Genomic DNA, 19410 nt, shown 5'->3' on the forward strand with positions numbered 1-19410 from the left:
GATTATAACAGCATAGACGAGCTAAATAGTGAGATAAAAAAGTGCTCTCTTTGCTTTTTAAGAAATAGCTCAAAGTGCGTTTTTACTGGCTTTGGCGATAAAAATAGCAAGATAATGTTTATCTCGCTTTGCAAAAAAGATGATTATTTTGAAGGCACAAGCGGCAAAATTTTAGAAAAAGCTATAAATAATGGCTTAAATTTAGAAAAAGATAGTGTCTATATAAGCTTGCTTTTGCGCTGTGAAATTTCAAATAGTGACGCGAAAGATCAAGCTCTAAAGAGCTCGTTTGAGCTTTGTAGACCATATCTTTTAGAAGAGATAAGGCTTATTAAGCCAAAAATTATCATCACTTTAGGAGAGGAAGCTTTTATGCATCTTTATCCAAATTTGCTCTCAAAGGGCGGATTTTCAAGCATAAGAGGGAGCATTTTAAAAGATGATGATAGGTTTATAATGCCAACCTTTTCACCAGAGTGGATCAGTAAAAATCCAAGTTTTGAAGAAAATTTTATAGATGATTTGAAAAAAATCAAGGGAGTGATATGAAAAGAATTTTTCTTTTTTTAGTTATATTTGTAAGCCTTTTTGCAGCGCAAAATGAAGCCATAAGCGAGATGCAAGACGAGATCACTGAGGCAAAATTTGAAAGCAACATCACTAAAAATCAAAGCCTCTCAAGCATACCGCCAGCAAAGATCACTTACATAAATTTAGAGCCAGAATTTTGTGATAGCTCTTGCCTAAATGAGCTTGTAAAAAGCGATATGTTATCTAGCTTTATGGCGAGATTTGAGCCAGCAAAGATAGATGACAAGGCACTTTTAGACCTTTACGCTTCGCTTGGCGGAGAGATGGTTTTAAAGCTTGCGCAAAGCGACAAGATAGCAGTCATCATCCCTCAAAAGGTTATAAAATCATACGCAAATGTCGTATCAAACGCGATTCTAAGCTACATCTTAAAACAAGATGCAAATGTTGAAGTGAAATTTATAAATAGCAGCGACGAAAGTTTGGCTAGCCTTCAAAATGCGCTTCAAAACGCTAGAAACGAGGGCTTTATCTATTTCATAGCAGCCCTTACTCAAAATGGCGCAAACATAGTAAATTCTCTCATCCTGCCAAACGAACTCATCTACATCCCAAGCGTTCATAGCTCTTTTGTGACAGCTCCAAAGCCAAATTTGATCTTTGGTGGAGTTGATTATAAAGCTCAAATTTCAGCCCTGCTGGCTTTTGCCAACGAAAAAATAGTCGCCTTTGACGATGGCAGCGCGCTAGCACAAAAGCTAAACGAGTATGTACGCATGCAAAGCAATGACTACTACGAAAGCTCGATCACTGGCAAAGATATAAATTTAAACAACACTTTGAGCAAAAAGTCTAAATTTGATAACGCAAGCGTCTTTTTAAACATCCCTATAGTTAAAGCCTCCCTTGTGGCAACACAGATGAGAGGCTTTGAGATAAAGCCTTACGCGCTTTTAAGCACGCAGATAAATTTCTTGCCAAATATTTTTAGCGCTATCACGCAAAGAGATAGACAAAACCTCTTTGTGGCAAATTCGCTAAATTCGCTTGATGAGAGATTTTTAGGGCTTGGGGATCTTTTTGGAGTTGATTTTAGATACTCACAGATCGGCTACTCAAGTGCGCTGGGAGTGGAGTATATCTATACAAATTTCATAAACAAAAGTGCCAGCAAAATTTTTGCTGAGAGGATTGAGGGCTCGCAAGTTTTATATGATGTGAAAATTTATGATACAAAAAGCGATCACTTTAATGAGGTAAATTCGCAGGAGCAAAACAGCACAAGCGGGATTTAGCAGTTTTGCTTGCTAAAATTTAACCTCATTTATAAAAGTTTTCATGCTCTCATCTATCTTTGCTAGCCTGCCATTTTTCATAAAAGCTAGCGTGATATTCGCTTTAAAGAGCACTTTTTCGGCATCTTTTTCACCAAATTTATAAATTTCTTGCTCTAAAACAAGGCTCGCCTTTTTAAGCTCTATGAGCTTTGTTCTCACAAAAACCTCATCACCAAGCACGGCTGAAGCGAGAAATTTAGCCTCAAGAGCTGAAACGACAAAGTATCCGCCCTCTTTTGTGAAATTTAGCCCAGCCTCAAAAAACGCCTCACTTCTGGCTCGCTCGCAATATTTAATATAGTTTGTATGATAGACGATGCCGCCTGCATCGGTATCTTCGTAATAAATTCTTATCTTCACAGCAAAGCTCCTTTAAATTTTCATTTGCTCTTACTAGGCTTGCCTTTAGCGCCTCTAGTTATCGTAAGTGATTGATCATAAAACAAGATAAGCACTACCGAAACGCCCACACCTAAGGCTAGTGAGACCGTCGTAGTCGTGATAGCGTTATCAAAAAATATGATCAAATACTCATTTTTCTTAGCGATGCTTGTCTCATTTAAAAATGAAAAAAGTGCCAAGATCCCTTTATATGCAAAAACTCCTGGCACCATCGGCAAAAGCGCTGGAAATGCGATAATCTCAGCTGGCACCTTTAGCCGTTTGGCAAAGAGCATGCCTAAAATTCCACTCATAAAAGAGACGATGAGCGTTGCGACACTGATGTTAAAAAATCCCATCTGCATTATCCAAAAGCGGCTAGCATGCGCAAATGCAGCGAGCAAGGCGCAAAAGATGAGAGTTCTTTTTGGAGGTGAGCTAGCATAGGCAAAGCCAAGTCCAGCCACCGCAGCAAAGCCAGCATCTACAAGCGTTTCACTCAAAAGCTCAAACATTTAATATCTCCGCACTGCTGAGCGTTAGCGTGATATAGACACCAACAGCCATGCAAAGTATGAGGATGCCCGTGCTTATGGCTCTACTGATGCCAACAAGGGTGTTGTCATTTAGGATGTCAAAGACTGAATTTATGAGAAAAACGCCAGGCATCATAAAGAGCACAGACGAGCCTATCGCCACATCGCTTGTGTGCGTAAGTCCGTAAGATACGCCAAGGTAGGCGATAAATGAGACGACAAAGGATGTAAGGACGTATTGAACTTTTAAATTTACGCCCATTTTCGCAAGGGCAAATTTAAGAGTGTAGCCAACAAGCGTTGCAAAAAATATGCAAACAACAGAGCCAGCATCACCTCCAAAAAGTCTGCAAAATGCCGCATTTGCAAGGCTTATTAAGATAAGCGAGCTAGCAAATTTATTTGCACTGACACTCATCACGCCCTCAAAGCTCTCTTTAGCTTCATCTAAACTTAAGCCCTCGTCTAAAATTTGCCAGCTAAGCGATGATAGCTCAGAAATTCTGTTAAAGCTAACCTGCCCTAGAGGGATCTTTCTCACATAAGTTCGGCGCAAGGAGTTATCCTGCGAGTCCATGACGCTAATGGTAAAATACTTCACAAAAATAGTCACGCTAACGTCGTAGCCGTAGTGATTAGCTATGCGGTCGACGCACTTTTCTACGCGCGCAGTGTATGTGCCAGCGCTCACCATCGCTGTCGTGTATTCGGCTAGGAAATTTGTTAAGATTTGGATATCAGGCTTGGCGTTCATCTTGGCTGATTTTAAATTTCACAAAAAACAAAATGAGTTGCAAAACAAGCATCACTTTCATCACATATTCGCTTGCGCTATGCATCTTGGCAAATTCCGCTGTCTGCGTTGCATCAGCACCTAGACCCTGAGCCTGCACGATAAAAGGCGTAAAGATAAAGACAAAGCTTAGCGCTAGGGCTAAGTTTAAAAACGAGAGCATAAATGTGCTAAATTTTAGCGAAAATGCAAGCTTCTTTCTTAGATCAAAGAGCTCGCTAACTGCCACAAATGCGCTTACAAATAGCAAAACATAGTTAAATTTTAAAAATATCTTTGTCATCATCTGTCCGCTCATAAAATGCGTGAGCACCCCCTCGCCTATGATGCTTTGTGGGAAAAATATGACTGGCGCGACCAAAATTCCAAGCGTTAGCTCAGTGCCGATCACCGCTGCTAATAGTAAAAAATAGATACTTCTCAATCTCTCTCCTTTATAGTTTTAATCTCGCGCAAAAGCCCCTGTCAAAGCCCGCCAAGTCCTTGTAAAAAGCACTTTTGAAGCCGTTAAATTTTAGCGCCATCTCCATGCTCGCTCTTTGATCATAGCCCATCTCGCAGGCGATATTTTTTATGCTGCGATTTCTAGCGATAAGGATGATGTTTTTTAAAATTTCATCTCCGACCTCGCCGCCAAATAGCGCCTTATGCGGCTCGTTTATCACAAATTTATCAAGCTTATAGTCTCGCGCGATATATGGCGGGTTTGAGACCAAGATGTCGATATCGCCTGAAATTTCATCGATATATGAGCATTTTACAAAGTCGATTTTATCACTTACATTAAATTTAAGCGCATTTTTTTTGGCTAGTTTTAGAGCCTTTTCGTTTATATCGGTGGCTACTATTTTAGCGTTTGTTTTTAGAGCTAGCATGACGCTTATTATCCCGCTACCAGTGCCGATCTCAGCGATCTTTGGCGCTTTGTAGCCGCTTGCTATCTCTAGCACTTTATCAACCAAAATTTCAGTCTCAGGGCGCGGTATCAAAACGCCACTTTCTACCTCAAACTCCAGTCCATAAAAGCCAGCCTTGCCAGTAATGTACTCAAGCGGCTCGTAGTTTTCAAAGCGCTTTACAAGGGCAAAGTAGCCGACATCGTCAAATTCGCTCTTTTGGTTTAAAAATATCCACTCGATGCTCACATCAAGGTAGCTCATGAGCAAAATTTTAGCCACCCTGCTTGGGTTCTCACAAAGTGGCTTTAGCCTTAAATTTGCCTCTTTAAGCGCCTCTTCAACTCTCATTTTCTAGCTCATTTATTCGCTCAAAAAGGCTTGGGTGCGAGTGATAGACAAATGAGTAAAGCCAGTGCGACTTTGGAAATGCTTTGTTTTCGCTGCCAAGCTTAGTTAGGGCGTTTATCATGTCGGTTTTGTTTGAAATTTCTTTTGAAAACCTATCTGCGCCAAATTCATTTTTACGGCTAAAGTGCGAGATGATCGGCGAAAAAAGAAAGCTAAAAATAGGCGAGAAAAGCACCAAAAAGATAATGATACTAGCGCCATTTTGCCCTAGTCCTATCGCCTCGTATGCGCTTGTGCCAACGTTTCCAAAGATAAAAAATAGACAAAATAGCATTACCGCACTTAGCGCTATCATTTTTAGGATATCTTTATGCTTAAAGTGCCCAAGCTCGTGCCCCAAAACTGCCACGATCTCCGCGGTGCTTAGCTTTTTTATCAGCGTGTCAAAAAGCACCACTCGCTTTGTCGCTCCAAGCCCGCCAAAATAGGCATTTAAGCGGTTGTCGCGCTTGCTAGCATCTATCGTAAAAACGCCGCTACTTTTAAAGCCACATTTTTTAAGCAAACCCTCTATCTTGCCCTTTAGCTCGCCATCTTCAAGCGGCGACATCTTGTTAAAGATAGGCGCGATAAGCGTTGGATATATCAAATTTATAATTAAAGCGATGCCAAAACTTAGTAAAAATGCCCAAAACCACCAAAACTCCCCAAGAAAATTTATACATAAAAGCACGAGCCAGACGAAAGCCGAGCCAAAAATGAGCATTAGTGCTAGCGACTTAATGGTATCGATCAAAAATATCTTTGCGCTCATATTTGAAAAGCCAAGTTTTTTGTCCTTTACAAAGCTCTCGTAGATATTTAGTGGTAGATCAAGAAGCGATGAGATCAGCAAAAAGCTCATCACAAAGATGATATTTTCAAACGTAGTGCCATCTTTTAGGCAAACGCTTGAGAGCATCTTTAGCCCAAAGCTTATCCACGCAAAGAAGATAACGGCGTGATAAATGAGGCTAAAAATTTCAAATTTTAGGTTTGTCACGGCGGCAACTGCGGCGTTTTTGTATTCACTCTCTTCAAGCACGACTGGCTCTTTTTTAGCTTCAGCTCTTACAAAGCCGATCTGTAAATTCGCCAAAAAAAGTTTAAAAATCACATAAAAAATGTAAATAGATAAAAGTGTATAAAACATATTCTCCCTTAAATTTCATAAAGACTAAAGCAGCCGTAGTCCGTTCTAACTGCGAGCTTGCCATCTATAAATTTAGCCTCGCAGTTTTTCACAACGTGATCTAGCGTAAATTCCGCCCTCACGTCGCCACTTTTTAGATCAATAGCGTAGCCCCTGCTTTGATCTATCACCACAAGCTTGCCGCCGTCCACGCAAAACTCGCTCGCTCTTAGATACTCATCCTTTATCCAAGGCTGCTTTGTCACCTTTGCACTCTTGATATCAAGGCAAAATAGCTTGCTTTCAAGATACTGCCTAAGCAAAAGTGTGCTTTCATCCAAAAAGCAAATTTTATCAAGCACGCCAAATTCTGCTCTTAGCTCGCTTAAAATTTCGCCACTTTTTGCGTTTAAAATTTGTAGCTCATTTTCTTTGGTGCAAAGCGCAAGCATGCTAGCATCCGCACTAAGAGCTGCGCAAAGTATCGGCACGTGGTTTTTTGTAGCACATTTATACTCGCCAAGTTTTGAAATTTTACCATTGAAAAAAGTAAAAATCTGCCCAAACATGCCAAAAACCGCCCCATCATTTGAAGCGCAGATAAAGCTCGCTATCTCGCTACCTTTTTTAACATTTTGCTCGGCTAAAATTTCACGAAATTTAGCCTCTTTTGGCTCAAAAATGTAAATTTCATGATCAAGGTCTAAAAGTAAATTTTCGCTTGCACACTGGACATGCCACGCAAGCGGCTTTGGCAAGGCGATCTGCTCTTTTATAACGACGCTTCGATCAAGCCTCACCAAAAGATCGCTAGGCTTGCCGCCATCTTTTTGACCGCCACTTTTATAAACGTAAATTTCATCTCTTAAGCCTGCAAACGAGAGCGCTCCAGTGTATCCACCACCGATATAAACGTGCAGACTCGCTTCACCTGTTTTTGCCTCGCTATCTTGCAATATAAAGCCCTTTTTTAGGCTCTCCCACTCTTTTTTGACGCAGGCTTTTTTAGCCTCATCAATGCTTGCAAATTCTTTTTTACTCTGCTTTGTTTTGCCACCTTTTTGGCTCACGCTCGCTAAAGCATTACCCTCTACGCTAAGTCTTAGGCGCTCACCGCTATCAAAATTTACAAGCTCACGCATATTTTACTTCAAAAAGTTGTCGTAAAAACTACTGATAAATAGCACCAAAATGACAAAAGGCACGATAAATTTGATATAAAAAAACCAAATATTTATAAGCTTTGCGTATTTTTCGCTGCCCTGCAAGATCTCTTTTTTTGCTTCGTCTTTTAGCACCCAGCCGACAAATATCGCACATCCAAGTGAGGTCAGCACGAAAAATATCGTTGCACTTATCGCGTCGTATGCGTCGAAGATATTTTTACCAAAAATGCTCACATGACTTAGCAAATTTGTAGCCATAAGTGATGGTAAATTCCCAAGCACGAAGATGACGCTAAGCACTAAAAATATCGCTTTTTTGCGTTTTATCTTAAATTTCTCTTGCAGTGTGGTAATGATCACTTCATATATCGGCAGCGACGTCGTAAGCGCAGCGATCATAAGAAGCGCAAAAAATGCAACCGCAAAAAATCCGCCAAAAGGCATGTGCGAAAAGACGATCGGAAGCGACTTGAAAACTAGGCTAGGACCACTATCTGGCGAGACGCCGTAGCTAAAGAGCGACGGGAATATCATAAAGCCAGCAAGCACGGCTATGACGGTGTTTAAGATGCCTGTGATGATAGAAATTTTAACTAAGCCTTCGTCTTTTTTAACAAAGCTTGAGAGCGTTATCATCACGCCAAATCCAAGCGAAAGCGCAAAGAAAACCTGCCCCAAAACCTCGACAAAAAGCTTTAAGCTTATCTTTGAAAAATCAGGCGTTAAGTAAAATTTCACACCACTCATCGCACCCCCAAGCGTGATGTTTTTAGCGATCATGACGAGCATTAGGATAAAAAGCAGTGGCATTAGATATTTTGCTGAGCGCTCGATGCCGCCAACTGCGCCTTGCACCAAGATAGCGTAATTAACCAGGACAAAAACAAGGGTCGCAAAGCTGATGGCTAGCGGGTTGCTGACGATATTTTGCTCGTAAAATGCGCTAGTTTGCTCAAAGCTCACGATGTGCGAGAGATCAAGCAAGCCAAATGAAATTTGAGCGATATAGTTTAAAACCCAGCCGCCGATAACCATATAATAAGCCATGATGCCAAATGCGCCAACAAGACCCATCCAGCCCACTATCTGCCACTTTTTGCTGATCTTTTTGCCATTTACTGTGCCACCAAATGCATCAACGGCGTTGCACTTTAGGCGCCTGCCGATGGCGTTTTCAACCAAAATCATAGGAATACCAATGACTATCATCGCTATGCAAAATACCAAAACATAGGCTCCACCGCCGTTTTGACCAACCAAGTAAGGAAACCGCCATGTCGCGCCAAAGCCGACCGTAGCCCCTGCAACAGCTAAAATGTATGTAAGTCTTGAACTCCACGATTTTCTATCCATATTATCTACCTTTGTGAAAAATTTGGATTATATAAAAAAAATGATTAAATTTTGCTAGCAAAAGGCGATGTTTGCGTGTAAATTTGACTTTTTTGCTAAATTTTAGGACTTTTATGGACGGAATTTATTTTTAAATTTGCGTGTAAATTTAATCAAAAAATTTGTTTATCTAAAACGCCAAATTCTACGTATCCCTCCATTGCAATTAGCAAGATCCAATCCCCTTTTTGGCTGCAAAAATAGTGATGTTGCGCAATATTTTCAACCATAAATTTTAAAAAATAGTAAAAGTATTCAGGCGCAAATTTAAGCTCTAGGCTAGTTAGACCATCACCAATGTAGCCTATCTCGCTGCTTAAAATTTTACTTTGAATGTCTATATGTGAGCCTAGAAAATTTTTAATATCAGCAAAATTTTTATAATCAGCCGTTTTATAATCTTTTAAATTTTGTAAAAGCGGTTTTGAACCAACAAAGGTAAAATTTCGCTCTATAAAATTTGCTACATCATCGCTTTTGCACCATTTTTGACCCAAATTTGACAAAAAAGCAAGCACCTCATCATCAGCTGAAGTAAAATTTGAAACTGGATTTTTCTGGCTCATTTGTCTCCTTTTTGTAAAGTTGCAAGACCTTTGCAAAAGAGGGATTATATAAAATTTTATTTAAGCATTTAATGTAATTTTTCGACTTTGCCTATCAAAACCTGTGCGTAGCGCAGTATGTGGGTTATCATCGGGTAAGTGTCAGGCAAATTTTAAAATTTATGAGCGAGCATATCACGGCTCTAAATTTAGTGGCGAGTGGCTACGAGACCTAAATTTAGTAGTCTGCTAAGGCGAGTGAGTAAAGTTTTAAAATTTGTTTTGTGATATAAATTTACCAAAAAGGGAGACAAGGGGACTCAAGTTACGAAGCCGTCCCCTTATCCCCCTTTTTAAATCCCCCGTCTGCTTTCAGTTACGAGGCGAAGCCCGAGTAAAAACCCCTCGCACGTTAGAGGTGCATGCGATAGCACTATCGTGCCACATGCGGCTAAAAAGTCTAGCAAATTTTAAATTTTCATGAGCGAGTAATTTCGGCTCTAAAATTTGAGCCAAGCTGTAAGCGAAGCCAAATTTTAGTAGTCAATTCTTGTGAGTGAATAGAATTTTAAAATTTGCAAAAGTAGATTTTTTAGGAATTTAAAGTTTTGTTTCTTTGTTAAGGGGGAAGAGGCTTGAATTACGGTCTGCTTGCAGTTGCGAGTTCGCAAAGCAAAAGAGCTCTCTTCCCCCTTAACAATCCCCTAACCCCGACAACGTTAGAGGTGCATGCAATAGTGCTGGCGCACTGCATGCGGCTAATAATCTTATAAATTTATATTCAATTTTACTCTCTAACGACGTGTAAAAATTGCATGTGTTTGCGGTATTGTTCGATGACATCGTTTATCAGCGTGGCTTCGCTCCAGCCAAGCACATCGTAGTCCTGACCGCCCTCTTTTAGATAGACTTCAGCCCTGTAGTAAAGATCATCGCCGTCAAGCTCTCTGGTGTAGTCTGGGCTCTGGCTTTTGGTGAGATAGACACCATATCTAAAGTCCATCTCATCGCCAAGTCCAACGTTTAAATTTACAAAATTTTCGCCATTTGTGACCTTTGCTTCAAGGCCGTTTTTGGCAAATTCCTCTTTTAGCTCATTAAAGGCTTTTAGCACGACTTCGTTTAAAAATTTCTTGCCATCTTTCTTGCCTGGAAGCGTGATGATCGCACTTAGGCGCTCTTGCCACGGCTTTGAAAGATCGCTAAGAGGCATATTACTAAAGTTATTTGTCTCTTTTTTAGTTAGATCCACGCGCAACGCCTTAAATAGCCCGTAAATGGCGCCAAGTAGCACGATCGCAAACGGCAGTGCTGTGGTGATCGTAAGTGCTTGAAGTGAGGCAAGTCCGCCAGCTAACATCAAAAATGCCGCCACGATGCCTACTGCAACGCCCCAAAAGACCTTTTGCCAAACTGGTGTATCGTCTTTGCCGTTTGAGCAAAGCATGTTCATAACGATCGCTGCTGAGTCTGCTGAAGTTACGAAAAATATGACGATCATAAAGACTGCGATCACGCTTAGCACGCCTGAGAAGCTAAATTTCTCTAAAAACATAAATAGCGCTGAGGCTGAGTCTGAATTTACGGTGGTTGCTAGCTGGCTAAAGCCATTTTGAACAAGCGCGATCGCCGAGTTACCAAAGAAGCTCATCCAAGCAAAGGTAAAGCCAGTTGGCACTAAAAGCACGCCTATGACAAATTCTCTTATCGTCCTACCCTTTGAAATTTTAGCGATAAAAAGCCCCACAAACGGCGACCAAGATAGCCACCAAGCCCAGTATAGCAGCGTCCAGCCACCAAGCCAGCTCTCGTTTTGCCTCTCGTAGGCGTAGAGGTTAAAAGTGTTTGAAATGAGCGTAGAAACGTAGTCGCCGCTGTTTTGCACAAACGACTTTAAAAGCTGCGTCGTATCGCCCAAAAATAGTATCAAAAACATAAAACATATAGCTAGCGCGATATTTGCGTTTGATAAGATTTTGATGCCCTTATCCACGCCACTTGCCGCTGAGATGGTCGCAGCTAGACAAAGCACTATTAGAAGCGTGATATGCATGGTCGGCAGACCAAAAACGTGCGTAAGGCCAGCATTTACCTGAAGTACGCCGTATCCCAGAGAGGTCGCCACACCAAAAAGGGTCGCCACTACGGCAAATGTATCGATAGCACTACCTATCTTGCCGTAAATTTTATCTCCGATGATCGGATAAAATGCCGATCTAAGCGTGAGTGGCAAGCCGTGCCTATATGAGAAAAAGGCGAGGATTAGCGCTACGATAGCATAGACCGACCATGCGCCCATGCCCCAGTGAAAAAATGTGATATTCAACGCAAGCTTTTGCGCTGCGATAGTTTGCGCGTCGCCAACTGGTGGGTTTAGATAGTGCATGAGCGGCTCGGCCACACCAAAAAATACTAGACCTATGCCCATGCCAGCGGCAAAAAGCATAGAAAACCACGAGATATTTTTGTGCTCTGGCTTTACGTGATCAGCTCCAAGCTTGATCTCACCAAGCTTACTAAAACCAAGGATTATGACACTTAGCAATATGACGGCAACGACTAGGATATAAAACCAGCCAAATTTGGCCGCGATGTAGTTTTGCATACCCTTAAAAAACTCATTTGAGAAATTTGGAAATATCGCTGCAAATGCCGTTATTAAAACTATGATAACAAGCGATGGGATAAATACTGAATTGTTAAATTTTGATTTTTGAAATTTGAACATTTTTCTCCTTTTTGTAAATTTTAGCTTCCTTTCAAACTAACAAAAAAGAGTAAATAGGTCAAATTTTCTCTTTAAATTTTTTATGAAATTTTAAGCTTTAGCCACCAAAAATAGCCACTTTGAAATTTATCTCAAGTCGCTTTTATCTCTCTTTGGTTTTGCAAGAGTTATTAGCACTATGACGACAAAAGCGATACCAAATGTGATATACAAAATGATCTTTGGTGAGTCATACTCTATCCTAGATCTTGCGACCTCTTCGCCGCTTGCCTCCACTAACTCGCCGCGTTTTATCATATCGCTGATATCTTTTGCGCTAAGCTCTTTAGACGCTCTTGTTAAAATTTCTATGACGCCAGGATCCACCACCTCATAAACGCTATGCTTTATGCCATAAAATGGCTTTATCTTGCTAAAAAAATAGACCTTCTCGCCGTTTGTATAGACCGCGCCATACTCGCCATCTTTTACCAGCCCTATCTCACGCCAAGATGAGCTTGTGGCAAATTTATATAAAGAGACCGTTTGCGCCTCTAAGTGCCTGCCGTGCTTTGAGCGCCGCCACTCTTCGCCCTGCTGCAAGAAATACGCCAAGCCATCATCTACAAAAACGTCAGCATAGAGCCTTTTTAGCTCGCCTTTTAGCTGGTAGTCTGAAATTTTAGCCTGCTCGTCTTTCGTGCTATCCCAAAAGTAAATTCCATCTTTGCTGGCAAAAAGAGGCCAAAACGAATGCACGTTATCCACGCTATAAACGGCGCTATAAGGCATATTTTGAGCGCTAAATTTATGCTCATTTGCAAACACCGCTCCATTTTTTGGCTCAAAAAGATATTCTATATCGTGCTTAGCATCGTAGCATATCTGGCGCGTCTCATCTGAGTAGCTTGCATCAAGCCTATAAAAGCCCATAAACAAGCTTTTGCCATCTGTGTAATATCCGCTAGCAGCGCCGCTTTCTGTCGCGATGTATCTTAGCTCACTAGGATCTGCGTCAAGCTTTTCGCCCTTGTAGTAAAGCGTAGCTCCGTCTCTTGCAAAGCCAGCGTCAAATATAGGCTCTAAATTTGTGCTTTCTACCCTTTTTGTCCTGTAAAAATAAGGGCTATCATCGTAGCTTTTTATAAAAACGTGAACAAGGTTTTTCATAATGGCGCCAAATTCGCTAAATCCCGCCTCTTTCTCGCTTCTAGTAGCGCAATAATAGCTTATCTTACCATCACTTAGATAACCATTGCCAAGCACTTTTGTGCTGTTTGGATCAAGTCCTGACAAAATTTCTCTAGCGCAATAGACGTGATTTTTATCAGCCCCTACGTTTGAGTAATCATACGCGTGTTTTAGCTTTAAGACCCTAAAACTAGCCTCATCGACGCCTTTTAGCTCATACTTGCCGCTGCCTGAAATTTGAACGTAAATTTTACCCTCAGGTGAGCGGTAAAACTCGCTATTATCAATGTTTGCAAAGCTTCTTTGATACTCGCCCTCATGCCATAGATAAAGCATCGCCAAAACAAAAAATAGCGTCAAGATAACTAAAAAATAAACAAATCTAATAGTAATTTTTCTCATTATCTATAGTCATCCACCCTTTTTTTAAGCTCGCTTTTTTGCTTTTTGTTTTTAAAAATAGCGCCAACTACCGAAGCCACAAATGCAATGGCAAGAAATATCCAGTAGGCATATTTTTGCGAGTAATCATCAAAGTCGCTTATCGCATCGATCACCACCTCGCCCTCAGCTGGTACCATAGCGCCTTGATCTACCATTTTTACTATCTCATCAAGTTTTAAATTCTCAACATTTGAGTCATAAGGACGAGTGAGAATTTCAACCACGCCAAGGTCGTTTATATCATAAACACTGCTGTTAAAATGCCAGCCGTAGCCGACGTTATCAAAATAATAGGTCTTATCGCCGTTTGCATAGACTGCTCCGTAGCCATCGTTTCTTACAAAGCCGATCTTTCGCCACTGTTCTTTTGTATCAAGCCTAACGATAGACGTATGGCGTGAGCTTAGGCTATGGTTTTGTTTTGTGTTGTGCCAAATTTCATAGGTTTTTAAAAAATATGTCTTGCCATCACTTATCACCACGTCGCCATATAGCGGCGTTATCTCGCCTTTAAATGGATCATCTCCGTCCCTTACAAACTCGCCCTCATCTATGCTGTTATACCACTGCCACTTTCGCTCCCAGTGATAGATACCGTCTTTACCGCGAAAAAGAGCGTGATAGGAGTGCTCATCTTTTAGGTTAAAAAGTGGCTCGTATGGGGCAAATTTGGGGTCAAATTCATGGTCGTTTGCATAGACCATGCCAGAATTTGGCTCATAAAGATAGTGAATGCGCCATATCTCGCCGATATCACGCATTTGCGGGCTAAATTTGATCCTTAGCTTTGTGCTGTCGTAATAGACATTTTCCCCATCAGTCGTAAAATGTATGCTCTTTCTGCCAGATGCCTGCTCGATGTAGCGCATTTTGCTGGCATTTGCGCCCTCTAGCTCTTTGCCCTCATGATAGACCTTCACGCCGTCACTTGCGTAGCCAAAGCCCAAGATCGCTGCTAAATTTGCGTTATCAACCTGCCTAAATTTATAGATATGGGTTTGCGCTTTTGGGGTTTTAAACATTTTATGTGAGAGGATGTCCCAAAACTCTTTAAGTGCGGATATTTCGAGGTTTGTCTCGCTTTCGCTATCGCAAAAATATGTTACATTGCTATCGCCAAAGTAGCCATTGCCAAGCGCTCTAACGCCATTTGGATCAAGCCCGCTCATCACGAGATTACCGCAATACACCGCCTTATCGCTAGCGCCAACGTTTCTGTTGTCGTATTTGCCAGTGTCAATGTATCTAAATTTACTGGCCCTCACGCCTATTAGCTCAAATTCACCACCACTTGGCACCATGGCATAGACCTTGTCATCTTTGACGTAAAAAAAGCTATTATTTAGCTCTTTACTATCGCCAATGTCGTCATCTAAAATAGTAGCTAACCCAAAGATAAAAAAGTAGGTAGCAAAAAATATCACAACAATGGCGATTATTACAGAGATTAGCGGATGTTTTTTTAGCATTTTAGCTCCGTTTTAAACAAATTTAGCGACCTCATCATGGCGCAAAAACCTTTCATACATTTAAATTTCAAAGTTCTATCCAAATATAAAATATCTAAAAATCAAAAACCTAAGATATGCAGATTTACCCATCAAAAACAGAAAACAAGTGGCTGCTAACATAACAAAAAGCCTATAAATGCTAAATTCCAACGTGATCCCATAATAGATAACTCCCAAAGCAAGAAAACAAAGATACAAGGCAACAAGCAAATAAAATAAATTTTCGATCCTTGCAGAAAGCCCTGACTCTTTGCTGTTTTTTGCGATGAGCCTAATGCTCTCTATCTTATTTAAAAATCCAACCTTTTTATATTTTATCCGGACTAGATCGCCTACTTCATATTTATATATTTTAGGCGAAAATGTCTCACTAAACCTCATCTCATCAACGATAATGCTAAGGCTTACAACAGAATTTTGTTTAACAACTCTCGTATTTAGCGCGCTTATCCTACCGATCTTTTTCAAGCTACTCTAGCTCCTCGGCGATCTCAAGCACTTCAAAATACTCATTTTCTAGGCTTTCAAGCTCGGCTTTTGCCTTTTCAAGCTCTTCATAAAGCTTGGTAAGTCCTACTTCTTGATAAATTTTAGGATCACTAAGCCCCTCGTTTAGCTCGGCTACCCTTGCTTCAAGGGCTGAAATTTTATCTGGATATGTGTTTAAAATTTGTGTTTGTTTATAGCTTAGCTTTGCGCTAGTTTTACTCTTTTGCTTAGCTTCATTTTGACTATTTGAGAGCTCTTTTTCAAACTTGTCAAGCTCTTTCATCTCATCTTCAAGCTCCAAATAGACGCTATACTCTTCGTGCAAGACATTTATCTTTGTCCCCTCAAACGCCCAAAGCTTATTTGCCATCTTATCGACAAAATATCTATCGTGGCTAACTAGCAAGATAGCCCCTTCAAAGCTTTGCAAGTAGTCTTCTAGGATGTTGATAGTTGCGATATCAAGGTCGTTTGTCGGCTCGTCAAGCACCAGCACATCGTAAGTTTTGGTAAAAAGCATCGCAAGTGCCACGCGGTTTTTCTCGCCGCCACTTAAAACGCCTATCTTTTTATCTAAAAATTCCTTTGGAAAGAGGAAATTTTTAAGATAGCCATAGACGTGCATATTTCGCCCACGAACTAGCACGTGATCGCCGCCATTTGGACAAAATGTCTCTATAAGGCTCTTGTCATCATCAAGGACATTTCTAGCTTGATCAAAGTAGCCGATGCTCACCTCGCCTCTTTTTATCTCGCCGCTACTTGGCTTTTCAAGCCCTAGCAAAATTTTAAGCAGCGTGCTTTTGCCACTGCCATTTCGTCCGACTATGGCGATCCTCTCGCCCTGCAAGATTCTTGCGTCAAATTTTTCAAAAAGCACCTTGCCGTCTATACTTTTGCTTAAATTTTTAAACTCAAAGAGCATTTTCTTGCGGTTTTGGCTCTGCGTTTGGTTGAAATTTTTACTAGCACGCTCCAGCTCAAGCCTCACGCGCCTTATCACACCTGGATTTTTCTTAGCCTCCTCGCGCATGGCTAGCACTCGCTCTTTTCTGCCCTCATTTCGCTTTAGCCTAGCTTTTACGCCGCGCCTTAGCCACTCCTCTTCAGCCTTTAGCTGTTTTAGTAGCGTCTCATGCGACTTTGCAAGGCTTGCTAAAATTTCCTCTTTTTTGGTTAGATAGTTTGCATATCCGCCCTCGAAATTTTTTAAGCTTGCATCCTCGACCTCAACGCACCTAGTTGCCAGCGCATCGATAAAATATCTATCGTGGCTTATAAAAACTATGCTTTGATTTGAGCTTTTAAGCATATCTTCAAGAAATTTGACCATATAGACATCAAGGTGGTTTGTAGGCTCGTCAAGCAGCAGAACATCTGGCTTTTTAAGGATGAGAGCGCCCAGTGCCACGCGCCTGATCTCGCCACCACTTAGCGAGCAAATGGGTCTGTTTTCATACTCTTTTAGCTTAAATTCTTGCAAAATTCGCTCGATCTTATGCTCGATATTCCAGCCGTCTTTTGCCTCTATAAATTTTAAAAGCCTCTCTTGCTCTTTTAAAATTTCTTTGTTTTCAGGCTCGTTTGCTAGCAAGACGCCACTTTTTTCATACTCGCTTATCGCGTCAAATATCTCTTTTAGCTCGTTATTTAGCGCATCTCTTACACTAAATGTGGCGTTAAAATTTGGATTTTGCGCTAGCATCTCGACGCTTATTAAGCTCTGCACTATGCGCCTGCCACTATCTGCTGCCACCTCGCCAGAGATGATCTTCATAAGCGTGCTCTTGCCGCTGCCGTTTTTGCCGATGATCGCTATCTTTTCATTTTCATTTACGCTAAGGCTTACGCTGTTTAAAATTTCATTTGCGCCAAATTTTTTACTTACGTCTATCAGGTCAATTAATGCCATTTTTCTCTCAAATTTTAAATTTTTTGGATTATATCAAAAGGGAGATAAAACCTAATTTGGCTATAATCGCCCCAAAATTGAAAAAGGGAGAAATTTATGAATCTTTCTATGAAAAAACTGGTCGTCCCTATATTTTTAGATATGTTTTTGCACTTTATAACGCTCATCATAAACACCTACATGGTGACAAAAGTGAGTGTGCATCTAGTTGGCGCCATGGGTGCTGGCAATCAAGTGATGGATCTTTTTATGACCATTTTTAACTTCTTAAGCATGGGCTGCTCAGTCGTCGTCGCACAAGCACTTGGAGCAAAGCAAAACGAGCTAGCTTCAAGCGTCATACACGCAAGCATCACGTCAAATACGGTCTTTGGTATCTTCTCAGCCATCATCATCTACGTCTTTGGCTACAACATCTTAAATTTACTAAATGTACCAAACGATCTCATAAACGATAGCTTCTCATACCTTCACATCCTAGGTTTTGCATTGCTATTTGATGGCATCGGCATGGTGCTAGCTGCGGTGCTTCGCGTCTATAATCTAGCAACTGCTGTGATGCTAACTTCGGTTTTGATGAACATCATCACCATCTTTGGCAACGCCATCGCTCTTTTTGGCTGGTTTGATCTGCCAAATTTAGGCTTGCAAGGTGTCGCTATCTCGACATTTGTGGGCAGACTAATAGGCGTTTTTGTCCTACTTTACATGCTCATACGCGTGGCAAAAGTTAAAATTTATCTTAGCAAACTACTTGTCGTGCCGTTTGGAATTTTAAAGAAAATACTCTCAGTTGGCTTGCCAAGTGCTGGCGAAAATTTACTCTGGATGGCGCAATACATGGTCGCATTTGGCTTTATCGCGAGCATGGGCGAGGCAACTCTTAGCGTGCAGACTATCTACTTTCAGATCACGCTTCTCATCTTGCTTTGTGGAGCGAGTATCAGCGTGGCAAACGAGGTCATCGTGGGACACTTGGTTGGGGCAAGCGAGTTTAACGAGGCCTATACGAGGACTTTTAAAGCCTTGTGGCTTGGCATTTTTATAACGCTCGTCGTCGTTTTGATCGCCTACGCCTTAAAGTATAAGATCATGGACGCACTAAATTTAGATGAGGGCTTGCGCAAGATAATGCTACCGCTCTTTACACTCTCGATCGTGCTAGAAGCTGGCAGAACCTTTAACATCGTCATCGTAAATGCCCTTCGTGCAAGTGGCGACGCGAAATTTCCACTAGCAACTGGGCTTATCTTTATGTGGGGGCTTTCGCTGCCGCTTGGATATTTCTTAGGCATACACCTTGGCTGGGGCATCGTTGGCGTTTGGATAGGATTTTGCGCTGATGAGTGGCTAAGAGGCCTTGCAAATACATGGCGCTGGAGAAGCAAAAAGTGGCAAGAAAAACGCCTAGTTTGAGGCAAAAGAGCCTAAATTTAGACTTTTATGGCTTAAGCGTTTTAGTAAATTTTAAAACAAATGTGAAATCTATGCGATTAAGAGTTGGCAAGGATGCTAAGATCACGCTTTCTATGCCATTTTACAGCACGCAAAAGATGGCTCTTGGTTTTCTTGAGACGCACAGAATTTGGCTTGAAAATGCTTACAAAAAAGCTCTTTTAAATTTACCAAAAGATGATGAGATGAAATTTCTTGGGCAAATTTATAAGATCAAATTTGATGAGAGCGCAAATGTGCCATTTTTTGAAGATAAATTTATCATAACGCCAAATTTAAAGGTACTTGAGCGCTTTATAAAAACAAGGGCAAAAGAGATATTTTTGGAGCTTGTAAGCCATTTTGAGCCATATATTAATAAGCCAATCAGCCGTATCGTCATACGAAATAGCAAAACTCGCTGGGGTAGCTGCAACCACAAAAAAGGCTATATAAATTTAAGCCTAAGGCTCATCGAAAAGCCCATATCAGCCGTGCGCTACGTCGTACTTCACGAGCTCACCCACCTACTCTACCCGCACCACCAAAGCAGCTTTTATAAATTTATAGAGGCCATCATGCCTGATTACAAAGAGCAAGAGAAAATTTTAAGAGCATAACCA

At 41.1% G+C, this 19410-nt stretch carries 19 protein-coding genes; 5 read left to right on the forward strand and 14 right to left on the reverse strand.

From position 1 onward, the window contains the following. Together CYO90_RS08595 and CYO90_RS08600 are read left to right on the forward strand one after the other, a co-directional pair. A partial coding sequence (locus tag CYO90_RS08595; RefSeq protein ID WP_103579189.1) for a uracil-DNA glycosylase family protein occupies positions 1 to 549 on the forward strand: 549 nt, incomplete at its 5' end. Further along, positions 546 to 1826 (forward strand): hypothetical protein, encoded by a 1281-nt coding sequence (locus tag CYO90_RS08600; protein WP_103579190.1) that lies wholly within the window; start codon positions 546 to 548, stop codon positions 1824 to 1826. The genes CYO90_RS08595 and CYO90_RS08600, both read left to right, overlap by 4 nt. A gap of 12 nt (positions 1827 to 1838) precedes the next feature. Here the strand turns inward: CYO90_RS08600 and CYO90_RS08605 are convergent, their stop codons facing one another. From CYO90_RS08605 to CYO90_RS08645, 9 genes are all read right to left on the reverse strand, one after another. Next, complete coding sequence (locus tag CYO90_RS08605) at positions 1839 to 2228, reverse strand: YbgC/FadM family acyl-CoA thioesterase (protein ID WP_103579191.1); 390 nt, start codon at positions 2226 to 2228, stop codon at positions 1839 to 1841. Between the two features lie 20 nt (positions 2229 to 2248). Next, on the reverse strand, positions 2249 to 2764 hold the full coding sequence (locus CYO90_RS08610; protein ID WP_009293668.1) for a threonine/serine exporter family protein: 516 nt from the start codon (positions 2762 to 2764) through the stop codon (positions 2249 to 2251). Beyond that, on the reverse strand, positions 2757 to 3539 hold the full coding sequence (locus tag CYO90_RS08615) for a threonine/serine exporter family protein (protein WP_103579192.1): 783 nt from the start codon (positions 3537 to 3539) through the stop codon (positions 2757 to 2759). The genes CYO90_RS08610 and CYO90_RS08615 overlap by 8 nt, the downstream gene beginning before the upstream one ends. After that, on the reverse strand, positions 3523 to 4002 hold the full coding sequence (locus CYO90_RS08620) for a DUF4149 domain-containing protein (protein WP_103579193.1): 480 nt from the start codon (positions 4000 to 4002) through the stop codon (positions 3523 to 3525). The genes CYO90_RS08615 and CYO90_RS08620 overlap by 17 nt, the downstream gene beginning before the upstream one ends. Before the next feature lie 10 nt (positions 4003 to 4012). Continuing rightward, positions 4013 to 4825: a peptide chain release factor N(5)-glutamine methyltransferase gene (gene prmC / locus CYO90_RS08625; RefSeq protein ID WP_103579194.1), complete on the reverse strand. Its 813-nt coding sequence runs from the start codon at positions 4823 to 4825 to the stop codon at positions 4013 to 4015. After that, complete coding sequence (locus CYO90_RS08630) at positions 4815 to 6017, reverse strand: M48 family metallopeptidase (RefSeq protein WP_103579195.1); 1203 nt, start codon at positions 6015 to 6017, stop codon at positions 4815 to 4817. Before CYO90_RS08630 ends, prmC begins: the two co-directional genes overlap by 11 nt. 8 nt (positions 6018 to 6025) lie before the next feature. Continuing rightward, positions 6026 to 7138, reverse strand: a complete 1113-nt coding sequence (locus CYO90_RS08635; RefSeq protein ID WP_103579196.1) for a hypothetical protein — start codon at positions 7136 to 7138, stop codon at positions 6026 to 6028. Positions 7139 to 7141: 3 nt separating this feature from the next. Beyond that, the gene (locus CYO90_RS08640; RefSeq protein WP_103579197.1) at positions 7142 to 8515 is read right to left on the reverse strand and encodes a sodium-dependent transporter; all 1374 of its coding nucleotides are present in this window, start codon (positions 8513 to 8515) and stop codon (positions 7142 to 7144) included. Between the two features lie 152 nt (positions 8516 to 8667). Next, the gene (locus CYO90_RS08645) at positions 8668 to 9120 is read right to left on the reverse strand and encodes a hypothetical protein (RefSeq protein ID WP_103579198.1); all 453 of its coding nucleotides are present in this window, start codon (positions 9118 to 9120) and stop codon (positions 8668 to 8670) included. A 103-nt stretch (positions 9121 to 9223) separates the two neighbouring features. On the opposite strand from CYO90_RS08645, the gene CYO90_RS10595 reads away from it, so the two are divergent. Next, on the forward strand, positions 9224 to 9352 hold the full coding sequence (locus tag CYO90_RS10595; RefSeq protein ID WP_258030707.1) for a hypothetical protein: 129 nt from the start codon (positions 9224 to 9226) through the stop codon (positions 9350 to 9352). Positions 9353 to 9886: 534 nt separating this feature from the next. Here CYO90_RS10595 and CYO90_RS08650 read toward each other — a convergent pair. From CYO90_RS08650 to abc-f, 5 genes are all read right to left on the reverse strand, one after another. Continuing rightward, positions 9887 to 11827, reverse strand: coding sequence for a BCCT family transporter (locus CYO90_RS08650; protein ID WP_103579199.1), 1941 nt, complete (start codon positions 11825 to 11827; stop codon positions 9887 to 9889). A 126-nt stretch (positions 11828 to 11953) separates the two neighbouring features. Continuing rightward, positions 11954 to 13399, reverse strand: coding sequence for a DKNYY domain-containing protein (locus CYO90_RS08655; RefSeq protein ID WP_103579200.1), 1446 nt, complete (start codon positions 13397 to 13399; stop codon positions 11954 to 11956). Continuing rightward, positions 13399 to 14910 carry a DKNYY domain-containing protein gene (locus CYO90_RS08660; protein WP_103579201.1) on the reverse strand — a complete coding sequence of 504 codons (1512 nt, stop codon included), beginning with the start codon at positions 14908 to 14910 and terminating at the stop codon, positions 13399 to 13401. Before CYO90_RS08660 ends, CYO90_RS08655 begins: the two co-directional genes overlap by 1 nt. A 75-nt stretch (positions 14911 to 14985) precedes the next feature. Further along, entirely contained in the window at positions 14986 to 15420 is a 435-nt protein-coding gene (locus tag CYO90_RS08665; RefSeq protein ID WP_103579202.1) for a hypothetical protein, read from the reverse strand. Between the two features lies 1 nt (position 15421). Next, a complete protein-coding gene (abc-f, locus tag CYO90_RS08670; RefSeq protein WP_103579203.1) occupies positions 15422 to 17353 on the reverse strand; it encodes a ribosomal protection-like ABC-F family protein in 1932 nt (643 codons plus the stop codon). A 96-nt stretch (positions 17354 to 17449) separates the two neighbouring features. Between abc-f and CYO90_RS08675 the strand changes: the two genes are divergently transcribed. Both CYO90_RS08675 and CYO90_RS08680 read left to right on the forward strand, forming a co-directional pair. Further along, entirely contained in the window at positions 17450 to 18769 is a 1320-nt protein-coding gene (locus CYO90_RS08675; protein WP_103579204.1) for an MATE family efflux transporter, read from the forward strand. Beyond that, positions 18745 to 19407 (forward strand): M48 family metallopeptidase, encoded by a 663-nt coding sequence (locus CYO90_RS08680; RefSeq protein ID WP_258030708.1) that lies wholly within the window; start codon positions 18745 to 18747, stop codon positions 19405 to 19407. The genes CYO90_RS08675 and CYO90_RS08680 overlap by 25 nt, the downstream gene beginning before the upstream one ends. Positions 19408 to 19410 lie beyond the last annotated feature (3 nt).

Origin of the sequence: Campylobacter concisus (assembly GCF_002913745.1) — a bacterium.
GTDB lineage: Bacteria > Campylobacterota > Campylobacteria > Campylobacterales > Campylobacteraceae > Campylobacter_A > Campylobacter_A concisus_R.